We start from the raw sequence: 13,032 nt of genomic DNA, 5'->3' as shown, positions 1-13,032 counted from the left end.
CTTTAATCAATTCCTGCTATTTACCGGACTTTATATAATCGATGGAAGCCAGGTTGAGAAGAATGGGATTAGGCTTATAATCAATACATCCACGAACAAGATGATTACGAATGGGATGATGGCCTTCGAAATTTGCTCGATCCGGATCTTAGAAATCTGTGTTGCCACAAACAGGTTGATTCCCACTGGAGGAGTAATCAATCCGATGGCCAGATTCACGACGACAATGATACCGAAATGGATGGGATCCATTCCTAATGCCGTGGCAATCGGAAGCAGAATCGGAACGAAAATCAAGATGGCCGCCGCTGCCTCCATGAACATTCCCACAATTAACAGGAAGACATTGACGAGGATGATAAACACATAAATGTTCGTCGTCATTCCCAAGAAGGTTTGAGACACGAGGTCTGGGATTTTTAATCCGTTTAGGACAAAACTGAACAACCCTGCAGAAGAAATAATAATCATAACAATAGCAGTCGTAACGGATGATTCTTTAAAGATTTGTGGTAAATCCTTGAGCTTAATTTCTCTATAGACAAAGACACCAATGATAAAGGAATACGCAACCGCGATAACCGCTGCTTCAGTTGGTGTGAAAATCCCGCCATAAATCCCACCAAGGACAATGATGGGCATTAATAACGAGAGGATCGCCTGATAGAATGCTTTAGCCGTATCCTTCACACTCGACTTTTCCACACCGATGTATCCTTTTCGCTTCGAAACAAAATACGCAGAAATCAGAAGGGACGCTGTGATGATTACACCTGGAATGACGCCGGCCATAAACATATCCCCCACCGATTGTTTAGCTGAAATTCCATAGAGGATTAATGGAATACTTGGAGGAATGACGACTCCCAGTGCCCCTGAGACGGCCTGATTGGCGCTGGCGAAATTGACGTGATAGCCTTTGGCGATCATCGCCGGGATTAAGATCGAACCGATGGCCGCTGTAGTCGCTGCGCCGGATCCGGATATGGCAGCAAAGAACATCGACGTGATAATGACGACCATGGCAAGACCACCTGTGATATGTCCGACCAGACTGCTTGCAAAGTTCACGAGCCTGTGTGAAATACCACCCGTTTGCATGAGATATCCCGCCAGGATAAAGAATGGAATCGCCATTAACGGAAAGGAATTGATGGCATTGAACATTTGCTGTGGCACAAGCTGAAGTGGTGCAAGCCCTCCAAAGACCGCTACAAGTGCGGAAGACAACCCTAATGCGATGGCTATCGGAACTCCAATGGCAAAGAGAATAGCAAGTGAGATAAAGAGTAATGCGATCATGCTGGTTCTTCCCCCTTCCCTACATTTTCAATCAGTGCAGCAATCGTATTTAGTAACATCAAAGCTCCTCCGGCCGGTAACGCGAGCATCGGCCAAAACATCGAGATTCCCGTTGTGGGTGCCACTTGAAAGGAAATCGCCTGAGCCATCGAAAATCCGTATACGATCAGGATGATATAAAAGGAACACGCAATGACTGACATCACTGTTTGTAGAATCTTACCCGGGATTCCTGATAGTTTACTCTGTAATAAATCAATCGAAATAAGGGCTCCTTCTTTAATCGCGTACCCGGCTCCCAATAACGTGAGCCAGATCATCAGAAATCGGGAAGCTTCTTCTGAAAACGTCAGTGAATTCCCGACCACAAACCGTGCAAACACTTGCCAGAAAATCAGTATGCTCATGACGGCAAGCATGATAAACAACAACCAGCCTACCACTTTATTGATATAATGTGTGAGTTGCATAAACCCCTTGGTCACACTGCCCATCGTAACCCTCCTTTAGTAAAAGAGGGGGAAATCATCCCCCCTCTCATTCTTAGTAATCAAAATTGCGGACTTTATCGATCAGCTCTTTATTGATCTTTGGTGCCCATTTTTCATACACAGGCTTGACTGCTTCTCTAAACGGCTCCAGATCAGGTTTTGTCACCGTCATTCCTTCTTCTTCAAGCTTCTTCAAAGATTCTTCTTCTAAGGTCTTACTCGCATCACGCTGAACAGGTGTCGCAAGTTCTGCCGCTTTCATGATCGCTTCTTGATCTTCCTTAGGAAGAGAATCGAATAATTGCTTACTCATCATGAACGGTAGTGGAGAATACACATGCCCCGTCAGATTCAAGTACTTCTGAACTTCATAAAAACGCACATCCAAGATGGTAGCTAACGGGTTTTCCTGACTATCCATGACGCCTTGCTGCAATGCGGTATACACTTCCGGCCATGCCATCGGTGTCGCATCTGCACCCATCGTTCTCCACGTATCCACTTGTACTTCACTTTCCTGTGTTCTGTGCTTGATGCCCTTCAGGTCTTCAGGCTTATTGATCGGACGTACGTCATTGGTTTCATGACGGATCCCATTTTCCCACCATGCTAATACTTTTACATTCGCTTTTTCTTCGATCTTTGATGCCAGTTCATCTCCAATCTCGCTATCAAGAACGGCATACGCATGTTTCGTATCTTTAAAGAGGTAAGGAAGATCAAACATATAAATATCATTCACAAAGCTTCCAAGGGGACCGGTAGAAGAGACGCCCATGTCAATCGTATTGATTCCCATTCCTTCTACGACTTCTCTCTCTCCGCCTAATTCATTGTTGTAGTGAAGTTTGACGGATAAGCGGCCATCTGTTGATTTTTCCAGTTCTTCTTTAAACTTTTTCAGCCCGATATCGTGATGAGATCCCTCACCTAGCGGCAGGCTGACATCAAAGACATGTTTTTCCCCGCTTGCACTGCCTGTTTTCGTGCCGCTGCATCCCGATAAAATCAACGATAAGACAAGAACCATCAGCAAAGAAATCATTTTCCAATTTTTCATGAATGAATCCTCCCCGTTTTTTAATTTACGCATGAATCAGTAACCCTGAGTTATAGCCTGTGTCGAAGAACTCTTTCTCAAATCCCATTCTGTCATTCAGAAAGATGTCTCTATCCATCTCCTTTAAATCCGGTGAAAGTATCGGTTCGAATTCCATTTGAGATAGGATATCTCTTTCCAAATCAATGCCTGGTGCGATTTCTGTCAGCATCAGACCCTGCTCCGTTAATTGAAATACCGCTCTCTCTGTGACGAACAATGCTTCCTGGTTGTTGCCTTTCGAAAAGTCTCCACTAAACGTAATTTGATTGATATTTTCTTTAAACTTTTTGAATTTTCCGTCTTTTGAGATGAAAAGTTTTCCTTCTTCCACCTTGATGTCAAAGCCGCCGGCAGTGAAGGTTGAACAGAAGACCACTTTCTTAGCATTCTGCGTGATATCAATGAAGCCTCCGCAGCCAACGGTCTTCGAACCAAACTTACTGACATTCACATTCCCTGAGCTGTCCGCTTCTGCTATGCCCATGAAGGTGATATCCACGCCTCTGCCCGTATAATAATCAAACTGATAAGGGTGCTCGATGATGGCTTCTGCGTTTCGGGCAATTCCGAAGTCGGTGCCCCCTAACGGCTGACCACCGATCACGCCTGATTCAATTGTCAAATTCAATTGACCGAGGATCCCTTCCTCCGAAGACACCGGTCCGATCGTATCACCAGGGATGCCGGTACCCAGATTGACGATGGCATCCGGATAAAGCTCTTTCACGGCACGTCTCCCGATAACCTTTCTGACATCCAGCGGCAGTGGCGGAGCGTCCTGAAGGGGTTCTCTCAACCTGCCGCAATAAACAGGATTATAGTAAGCGGAAGCCGTTTGACGATGCTCCCTTAATGGATCTCCTGATTGGATGATGTGGTCGACATAAATGCCGGGAATCACCACGTCTTTTGGAGGGAGCGTTCCTTTTTCAACATAATTCTTTACTTGAACGATCACTTTCCCGCCGAATCTCTTTGTCGCCTGGGCGACAGAAATCGCTTCCAATTTCAGCGCTTCCTCTTCCATTGTGATGTTCCCGGCCTCATCCGCTGTCGTTCCACGAATGATACAGACATCGATCGGAACCTCTTTATAGAAGAGGTACTCTTCTCCAAGAATGTTCACTACTTCCACAATGCCTTCATTTGCCTTGGCTTTGTCATTCATCTTGCCGCCTTCAACCCTCGGATCAACAAAAGTCCCCATTCCAACTTTGGAGAAATTTCCGGGCTTCCCACCTGCCATTGCCCGAAAGAGATGGGTCAGCTGCCCCTGGGGGAGACAATGGGCTTCAACTTGATTTGTTTGAATCAACTCTCCCCATTTAGGTGCAAGCCCCCAATGGGATCCTATGATTCTCGTAACAAGCCCTTTATGAGCTAAATGCTCCAGCCCATTCACCCGATCACTATGTCCTGCAGCATGCAGAAGTGTTAGGTTATTCGGCACTCCTTCACTCAGGAATCGATTTTCGATCTCCTTCAAAACCGATTCGCAGGCTCCTTTTAGTGTGAACCCGCATAGGGCAAGAGTGCTTCCATTATTAATAGAAGAAACCAGGTTATGTAGCTCGGATTTTTTTGTCATGATACACTTGCCCCCTTTTTTCGAACAGATTGATGGTCTTCGTTGTAATCATAAAAACCCTTCCCTGTCTTTCGTCCCAGGTTCCCTGATTCAACTAATTTTTTTAATAATGGTGCCGGGCGATATTTAGAGTCTCCGAATCCTTCATATAAACCTTCCATCGTGGCAAGCAAGACATCCAACCCGACATAATCTGCCAGCGTAATCGGTCCCATCCGGTGATTCGCTCCATATTTCATGGAAGCATCCACATCCTCTGGAGTGGCTCCTTCCATCACGCAGAAGATGGCTTCATTGATCATAGGGACCAGCATTCGATTCACCAGGAATCCAGGATAGTCCTTACAAGTCACTGCATTCTTGTTTAATTCAGAAACTAGTCGTTTAGCTGTTTCATATGTTTCGTCGGAGGTCACAATCGAAGGGATCACTTCAACCAGATTCATTAACGGTGCAGGATAGAAGAAGTGCATGCCTATGACTTTCTCAGGTCTTGAAGTAGATGCTCCAATGGCTGCGATGGATAGGCCAGACGTATTGGAAGCAAGGATCGCTTCTTCATTCACGATGTGATCCAGCTGCTTGAACACCTTTTTCTTGAGTTCGATGTCCTCCGGAACGGCTTCAATGACAAGGTGAGAATTCTTGATGTCATCCACATTATCCGATGTCGTGATTCTATTCATGATAGAGGGAAGCTCTTCAAGGGGGATAATCCCTTTTACCGCTTTTCTCTCTAAACTTGATTGAATGCGTTCCATCCCTTGATCAAGTACTTCTTTGCTGAGATCGACAAGGGTTACTTCTTTTCCCGATTCCGCCAGCACTTGTGCGATTCCGGAACCCATCAATCCTCCTCCGATCACCGATACGTTTTCGAGACTCTTCAATATGCTCCCTCCTCTTTTTATAAAACCATTCCGCCTCCAACATTGATGACTTCCCCATTAATATAGGAAGCTTGTTCAGATGCTAAGAAGGCAATGCAGTTCGCTACATCTTCAGGAGTCCCTGCTCTTCCGGCCGGGATTTTCGACACCATCAGATCCCATACTTTCTCAGGCACCCCTCTCGTCATGTCGGTGTCAATGAATCCTGGGCAGATCGCATTCGCCGTGATCCCTTTTTTCGCAAGCTCCCTGGCAGCTGTCTTCGTCAAACCGACAACTCCTGCTTTGGCCGCTGCATAGTTCGCCTGCCCAACATTACCTAGCCAGCTGGCAGAAGAGATATTGATGATGCGTCCATTTTGCTGTTCGCGCATGATCGCACTCGCAGGCTGCATCGTATTAAACACGCCGGTAAGATTCACGTTAAGGACCGCATCCCATTGCTCATGATCCATTTTGTGTAGCATCCCGTCCCGATTAATACCGGCATTGTTCACCAAAATATCCAGCTTCCCGTGCTTCTCGACGGTTTCCTCAACTAATTTCCTGGCTTGTTCCTTATCGGCCACGTTGCAGAGGAAGCTCTCTGCTTTTCCACCAAGCTCGATGATTTCATTGACCGTACTTTCCGTTCCTTCTTTATTCAGATCACTTACGATCACCAATGCTCCAAGTGAAGCTAACTTCATCGCAATCCCTCGACCTAATCCTCTTGCACTACCCGTCACAATCGATACCTTTCCCGTCAAATCAATCATTCTATGATCCTCCCATCGTCATGTATTAAACTAACTCGAATAACGTGGCAATTCCCTGGCCTCCACCGATACACATCGTCGAGATCCCTCGCTTTGCCTTCCTTCTCTTTAACTCTTCTAATAATTTCACCGTGATGATGCTTCCAGAAGCACCGATTGGATGTCCGAGTGCAATCGCCCCACCATTCACATTCACTTTCTCCTTCTCAATCCCTAACTCGTTAATAACCGCTATCGCTTGAGCAGCGAATGCTTCATTCAATTCCATCAAATCAATATCATCCAGTGACAGACCTGATTTTTTCAATAATTTCTCAACGGCTGGTGCTGGTGCATATCCCATGATTTCAGGATCCACTCCTGCCAGAGCCTGTTCCCTCACAAATGCAATTGGCTCAAGACCGAGCTCATTTGCCTTATCCAATGTCATCAGGACGAGTGCAGCAGCCCCATTATTGATTCCTGAAGAATTCCCTGGTGTGACAGTACCGTTCTCTTTAAATGCTGGTTTCAGTTTGGAAAGTTTCTCGACCGTGGTGCCTTTTCTCGGATGTTCGTCCGTATCAAAGATCGTGACGTCTCCCTTTCTACCTTTCAGCTCAATCGGGACTATTTGATCTTTGAAGTATCCTTTCTCGATTGCTTCTATCGCTTTCAATTGGCTTTCATACGCAAATTGATCTTGCTCTTCCCGAGAGACATTAAATTTCTCCGCAACTTTCTCTGCCGTCACTCCCATCGGATAATTTCCGAATGGATCTGTCAGCGCCGTTGCCAATCCATCCTCTAACTGAGTGTGACCGAAACGGTTTCCGTATCGCCCTTTGCGAACGTAGTAAGGAAGTTGATCCATATTCTCCGTACCGCCTGCAACGATTACGTCCGAATTCCCCGTCTGGAGTTGTTGAACGGCATTGTTTATTGCCTGAAGACCGGATCCGCATAGTCGATTGACGGTTAAGGCGTTACTCGTTACCGGTAGTCCTGCACGGATGGCACACATCCTTGCAATGAAGGCGCTTTCAGCAACCTGCCCAACACAGCCCATGATGACCTCATCAACGCTATCCTTGCTAATACCAGAACGCTTGACTGCTTCTTTAATCGCCGTCGCCCCTAAATCTGCCGCATGGATATCCTTTATGGCTCCTCCCATCGTTCCAACAGCCGTTCTTGCATAACTTACGATTACAACTTCCTTCATCATTGATCACTCTTCCTTTCTATTTTTCTACAACTTTTACGTTCCACCATTTTAGGTTCCAGAAGCAATCGATTGTTGCTTGCCTTGTCTTTATTCTTTAACTTCTCTACCATCATTTCGCTTCCCAATTTTCCAACATCATAGGTTTGCGCATCGATCGTCGTTAGCGGGATTAGAAAGTCCTCTGAAAACGAAATATTATCTGATCCGATGACTGAAATATCTTCCGGCACGTTCAATCCCGAATCCAAAATGGCTTTAATCGCACCAAATGCCATCACATCGCTAGCCGCAAACATCGCGGTTGGGAGATTTCCCTTTTGAATGAATGACCGAACATCCTTGTATGCTTCCTCAATGCTGTATCCGCTTCGTATCAGGCGACTCTCATCCACCTGAATCCCGTTGGCGCTCAGCACATTGGTAAAGCCTTTCTCCCTTTCCCAACTGTTCAATCGATCACCGCCGATAAAACATATATCCTGATGACCCGATTCCAACAGGTACTCTGCAGCCATCTCCCCTACCTTGCAACTATTGATTCTTACCATCGTACCCTCATAGTTCCTCGGTGACCGGTTGATCAGGACGTACGGGATATTCAATGAATTCAGTAAGGTAATTGATTCAGACTTTTCATCATCGACTGTTGCGAGAATGACCCCATCCACACCTTGATCGATCATGGATTGCAGCAGGAAATGTTCCTTCTTCGGGTCATCTCCTGTCGTACACAGCATCACACTGTAACCGCTGTCAATTGCAACATCTTCAACTCCTTTAAACATTAACGGATAAAAGGGATTCGTTATCTCTGTGACCACCACCCCGATGAGATTGGTCTCCTTTTTCTTTAAACTTCTTGCTACTTTGTTGGGGCGATATCCTAACTCGTTGATCGCCACTTCCACTCTCGTGATTAAATCATCACTAACAAACTTATTTTTGTTAATGACCGCTGAGACAGTAGCAATAGAAACATTCGCTTTCTTAGCAACTTCTTTGATTGTAACCATCATTTCATCCTCCAAAAAAACGTTTAGCTAAACGTTTCGCTAACTAGAATGGTAAGGGATTTCAAAATAGGCGTCAAGAGTAATTTTCTTAGTTTTTTGAATATTTACATAATAAATTCCAGTTCATTTCCTTAATTATTTTTTGAATATAATTTAATGAAACTAACTTTCTCTTATTATGGTGTATCCGTTCAAATCCATGGACGATTAAAGTATATAGAAATAATTTAAATTTTTTTCAGTTTGGATATTCATTTCACCCCTTTAGGAGCTAAAAGACAAACACTGAAAAAACTACCATCTGTATTGTGATAAGATAGACATTCATTTGGAAGTAACCCGCCTTGGAGAAAGATCAATATTCGAGGGAATAGATAGAGTCAGCAATTATGGAGGTGAATACGTTGGAAGTGATCTTTCTAGCTTTTCTGCGGTTTATTGTTTTCGGAGCAGTCTTATATTCTATTATTTGGAGAGCCGTTCGACATGGCATTAATCAGTCTTTGATTGGTAAGTATCTTGAGGAGAAGCATGGGATGAAAGAAATAGAAGGGGATGAAGATTGATATCAGGGGGAACAGGTATCTTGGCCAGTCACATCAAAAAAGCCAAGGATATCTCCTTGGCTCGCTCCTTAATATAAAGTTGTTCCCACACACCAGCACATTCGAAACCTTTTTAACAAAATGTAAAGTTTAACAAAGACCATCTAAAAGAAGCACAAGAACCGTCCCTATGCTTCTTAAAACGACGCCGTAGCTGCCGATTCATCCGCCTTCACACAATCAATCGCAATCACAAGGGCAAGAATAATCGTTTCCATCTCTTCATCTAAAATTTCCACCCTGTAGCTGTCACCCCAACTGAACCACTCTTTACCTACACTCCCTACGACTCTGCCATTCTGTAATACTTGAAAGTCCATATCCAACCAGTTTCCCTGCACGTCTATGTCTGCCGCATCAATCGAATAGCGTGCTTTTAAAAAGGATAGTTCCTTCTTGATCGTCAAGACCTCTCGACCGTTTACCTCAACGAAAAACTTGGGCAAAAAGCTTAATACCTTTTTCGTAATTAGCGCGACTTCATTTCGATCTTGATTCATGATGGAGAACGTTTTCGGGACCTTCATAAAGCTTCCCTCTACATAATAAACGTCCTTCTCGTCTTGGTTCTTTACGGTAAATTTCTCGTTGAGACTGAATACTTTTTGCTTGATATATAGCTGTTTCATACTGTTGCCTCCCATCCCTTTTTAAGTCTTACCATTATCTACGTTTGAGATGGGATTTAGTTCCACCATCATGCCCATTTTTATAACTGGAACAAAACAAAAGGGACAAGCCCCCTTGTCCCCTACTCCTCTATATACGGCTGCTCCCTCAAATGACTTGTCTGCTCCACCATCGCATAATAAAACTGGTGATACTCCACCCAGCGCAATGGAACCTTCATGGTGAGAACATTTTCTTTGTTGTATACACTGATCTGCTTCTTATCATACGTCACTTTCTTAATCTCCTGCAGAGGAATGCTTTCCTTCTTCTCCCCTTTTGCCTTGATCAATTCTTTACCCAAAATGACGACGGCACTCCGCTTATTTTTCCACATTTCATAGATGGAGAGGATTGCTCCAAGGAACGTGAAGGCGAGGGATACGTAAATCTCTTCTTCCGTTACGCCGTTAATGAAAATCCTGATCCAGTGTGAAATCAGTATGGCATAGAAGAACCATAAGCCCTTGGATAGTTTCGGTGAACTTTCATAATACACGGTGTGCTCATTTTCACGAGCGGTCTCTTCTCGCATGTTCAAGAAAAGCTGTTTATGCTCCTCGACGGTTCTGTCCTGTAAAGGTTCGAGGTCGGTGTGTGTTCCTTCCCACATTTCCGCGCTGTCGTCCTCATCCTCCAGGTTGTAGCCTCCCACCCAGGCAGCGAGCACGTCGTCCCCATGGGAGAAGCTCATCAGATAATAACGCAGAGGCTGACCGTATGAGTTGGCGGTGTCCACTGTATCCACCACTTGGATATTCTCAGGATAGATATTCAGAAGCTCTCCTTCTTCGTCACGCATGTAGACGAGATGGTCGAAAAGATGCGACTTGGCCAGCACTGGCTGCTTCGGACTGACCGGGAAAACATGTTCTTTATTGTGTTCCGAGAGCCCCCAGTACAACATTTCCGCGCTTTCAAGATTCGTAGAAAGCGATTCAAGGATATGGGTTGGGACATCGATATTTTTGTTCAAACAGACGATAGAGGCATTGGTACTGATCCTTGGATCCTTGAACTTCACAGCCTCTTTCAGAAGATCAACCGTCTCATCGGTAAAATAATAGTTCATTAACCCGATCAGCACGTTGAGTCGATATCTCAACAGGAAATAAGATTCCTTCCACGATTGATACACAAATGACGGTTTGTATTCACCGTCGTATACACGGTACTCTTCCCTCAGCTTTTTATAATCAGCAAGGAGCACCGGCAGGATTCTCGTCCTTTTATAGCCAGGATCCACACCCGACTCATTGATCGCGGTAATAAATTCATAATACACAAATTTATAATGAGAGGATTCCAGTTTCTCAAACGTCTGATCGACAATCCCATTTACGAGCATCGGAAACCTGCACAGTTCCTCGACCGGCAGATTCACGTCCTCTTCTGAAATCAACTGCACCGTTTTATCCTGAACTTCCTGAAAAATCCCCTCATCCTTCGTGAGCAACAGACACTCCAGGGCACGGACCTTCGCATCTGGATCCAGTCCATCAAAGCGCTTGATGATCTCATCGATGATTTCAGGCATCGGATAATCACAAACAAAATCCATCAATCCATAGGAAGGATTATCCCAGGTGTCCACACGCTCAGGAAAAGAAGTGGCCGCGTCCTTCACCATATCCTTCAACACTTCCACCCGGATCTTCAGATCATTCTCCTGCTTCAACTCATACAACATCCCGAGCGCCTCAAACCGCTTCGCGGAATCGGAACTATGTAGCTGCTTCAACTTACTTCTCAATTTAATCTCGTTCATATTTTCCCCTTCTTCAAAAGAAATTCACCATTTCTTTGTTATTTTAATGTGAGAAAACAGAGAATACGCGTGTCATTGTACCTATGAGAATAAAAAATTTTGACAGTTTATTCTAGGCGTGATGGACTAGGGTCATTTATGTTCCTCTACCCTCAGTAGTACCTTGTCAATCATGATTTGTACAAATGAATTCACCTCAGGGTCCTGATCTCCGAGCTCTTCCCGAATCCATTCAAACTCACTCTCTAACAGACTCGCAATCTTCTTCGCAGCCTCCCCATGTCGGGACGGGGTCATCTCCTCATAAATCTCCACCACTCGATCCTGCACCTCTTGCGGCAGATCTCTGTGAATGGTCTTCAATCCAAGAACCGCCCGCTCCTTTACATATCTCGCCAGCAGAATGGTCGTCACGTTCCTCATAGAATGCCGCAGCATTTCCACAGCCCATGTATGATTCCCTCTCGCCGCTGCTTTCCCATGTTGAAATAGAAACCAGGCTGCGTCTAGGACATTACCCGTGAACTCTTCTTTTGAAATCGTTAGGTTTTGGCTAGATTCGTATTTTTCCATAAGATGCTCAGGATCATATAACACCGTAAAGAAATCCTTCTCCTGAAACGTCTTCTCCGTTACCGTGAACAGATCGATGTGCAGCCAATCTTCATAGATGGCGATGATCTGCGGTGCGATGATGAAGATATCATCGTGAAAGATAAGGTCTTTGTACGCCTTCAAATGATCGAGGCGTCGTGTCAGAAATTCCTTCTCCTCCCCTTCCTTTACTAAACAGTACAGGTCGATATCTGAATGTTCATCGTGTTCATTCCGTCCCATGGATCCTTTTAGGAATACACTCCGGACGCTTGGATCTTGTTTTAAACTCTCCAACACTTTCTCTACAGCCGTTTCTTGACGCATGTATACATCCCCCTATGTTAAAAATGGATATTACGCCATTATACCAATTTTTTCATATTGATTATAGGGTCAATTCTTTAGAGCAAGTCATAAAAAAACAGTCATCCGGTAAAAGGATAACTGTTTTTTGTGGATCTACTTTCGTTTCCCACGATGCTTCACTCTATAAAGGATGGAAGCAAAGAAATTGGCCAAGAAGAACAACGGATTTCCCTGCATATTCCCATGAAGACTCAGTTCTCCCGCATTCATGGCGTCATACATTTCCCCCTGCTTCTTTCCTTTTAATCGATTCTTTTGTTCTTCAGCTTTTAAAGCGATTAAAAAACGATATTGAATCGGTAAAATCAATAGTGACACCAGAACGTATAAACCAAAAACAGCTAGAAATATATACAATTCCATCTCGTATGCCTCCTCAAATCCAACGCTACGTTCATTCCTTATATATGTATACGACTAACTGAATTGCAAAGTTTCGTTAATGGAAATCTTTTGTCAGTTGGATTCATTTAGTATGATAGAAAAAGAGAATTCAACGCTTGGTAAAGAAAGGAATACATATGTACTTCACGTTAGATATTGAAATGGCTGTATATATATTTTCTATAATCATTTATGGCATCCTTGGTAGCCACCTCGCCCACTCCTTTGGTTTTTTCATCATAGGTACAATTTTGCTGGAGCGCTACGAGAATGGTATTTCAGACCCACCCGT

At 44.4% G+C, this 13,032-nt stretch carries 13 protein-coding genes; 1 reads left to right on the top strand and 12 read right to left on the bottom strand.

Annotated elements, in window-relative coordinates; genetic code table 11:
* Positions 1-30: 30 nt before the first annotated feature.
* Genes LCL96_RS15185 through LCL96_RS15150 form a run of 8 tightly spaced genes read right to left on the bottom strand, consistent with a single transcriptional unit; the run spans position 31 to position 8,354 of the window.
* A complete protein-coding gene (locus LCL96_RS15185; protein WP_224942369.1) occupies positions 31-1,302 on the bottom strand; it encodes a TRAP transporter large permease in 1,272 nt (423 codons plus the stop codon).
* On the bottom strand, positions 1,299-1,796 hold the full coding sequence (locus LCL96_RS15180; RefSeq protein WP_224942367.1) for a TRAP transporter small permease: 498 nt from the start codon (positions 1,794-1,796) through the stop codon (positions 1,299-1,301). Before LCL96_RS15180 ends, LCL96_RS15185 begins: the two co-directional genes overlap by 4 nt.
* A 49-nt stretch (positions 1,797-1,845) precedes the next feature.
* On the bottom strand, positions 1,846-2,853 hold the full coding sequence (locus LCL96_RS15175) for a TRAP transporter substrate-binding protein (RefSeq protein WP_224942365.1): 1,008 nt from the start codon (positions 2,851-2,853) through the stop codon (positions 1,846-1,848).
* 25 nt (positions 2,854-2,878) lie between these two features.
* Positions 2,879-4,483 (bottom strand): acyl CoA:acetate/3-ketoacid CoA transferase, encoded by a 1,605-nt coding sequence (locus LCL96_RS15170; RefSeq protein ID WP_224942363.1) that lies wholly within the window; start codon positions 4,481-4,483, stop codon positions 2,879-2,881.
* Positions 4,480-5,373, bottom strand: coding sequence for a 3-hydroxyacyl-CoA dehydrogenase family protein (locus LCL96_RS15165; RefSeq protein ID WP_224942361.1), 894 nt, complete (start codon positions 5,371-5,373; stop codon positions 4,480-4,482). Before LCL96_RS15165 ends, LCL96_RS15170 begins: the two co-directional genes overlap by 4 nt.
* A 17-nt stretch (positions 5,374-5,390) precedes the next feature.
* On the bottom strand, positions 5,391-6,131 hold the full coding sequence (fabG, locus tag LCL96_RS15160; RefSeq protein WP_224942359.1) for a 3-oxoacyl-ACP reductase FabG: 741 nt from the start codon (positions 6,129-6,131) through the stop codon (positions 5,391-5,393).
* Positions 6,132-6,156: 25 nt separating this feature from the next.
* The gene (locus LCL96_RS15155) at positions 6,157-7,335 is read right to left on the bottom strand and encodes a thiolase family protein (RefSeq protein WP_224943477.1); all 1,179 of its coding nucleotides are present in this window, start codon (positions 7,333-7,335) and stop codon (positions 6,157-6,159) included.
* Entirely contained in the window at positions 7,335-8,354 is a 1,020-nt protein-coding gene (locus tag LCL96_RS15150) for a LacI family DNA-binding transcriptional regulator (RefSeq protein ID WP_224942358.1), read from the bottom strand. The genes LCL96_RS15155 and LCL96_RS15150 overlap by 1 nt, the downstream gene beginning before the upstream one ends.
* Positions 8,355-8,755: 401 nt before the next feature.
* On the opposite strand from LCL96_RS15150, the gene LCL96_RS15145 reads away from it, so the two are divergent.
* Entirely contained in the window at positions 8,756-8,917 is a 162-nt protein-coding gene (locus LCL96_RS15145) for a hypothetical protein (RefSeq protein ID WP_224943567.1), read from the top strand.
* 176 nt (positions 8,918-9,093) lie between these two features.
* Here LCL96_RS15145 and LCL96_RS15140 read toward each other — a convergent pair whose 3' ends face one another.
* The 4 genes from LCL96_RS15140 to LCL96_RS15125 form a co-directional block, all read right to left on the bottom strand.
* Positions 9,094-9,585, bottom strand: a complete 492-nt coding sequence (locus LCL96_RS15140; protein ID WP_224942357.1) for an LURP-one-related/scramblase family protein — start codon at positions 9,583-9,585, stop codon at positions 9,094-9,096.
* A gap of 122 nt (positions 9,586-9,707) precedes the next feature.
* Positions 9,708-11,393 (bottom strand): hypothetical protein, encoded by a 1,686-nt coding sequence (locus LCL96_RS15135; RefSeq protein ID WP_224942356.1) that lies wholly within the window; start codon positions 11,391-11,393, stop codon positions 9,708-9,710.
* A 132-nt stretch (positions 11,394-11,525) separates the two neighbouring features.
* Entirely contained in the window at positions 11,526-12,314 is a 789-nt protein-coding gene (locus LCL96_RS15130; RefSeq protein ID WP_224942355.1) for a nucleotidyltransferase domain-containing protein, read from the bottom strand.
* A gap of 135 nt (positions 12,315-12,449) precedes the next feature.
* Entirely contained in the window at positions 12,450-12,719 is a 270-nt protein-coding gene (locus LCL96_RS15125; RefSeq protein ID WP_224942354.1) for a DUF3949 domain-containing protein, read from the bottom strand.
* Between the last annotated feature and the right edge of the window lie 313 nt (positions 12,720-13,032).

Source organism: Rossellomorea aquimaris (assembly GCF_020172085.1).
In the GTDB taxonomy this organism is placed as follows: Bacteria; Bacillota; Bacilli; order Bacillales; family Bacillaceae_B; genus Rossellomorea; species Rossellomorea aquimaris_E.
This window is presented reverse-complemented; position numbering and strand designations above follow the sequence as displayed.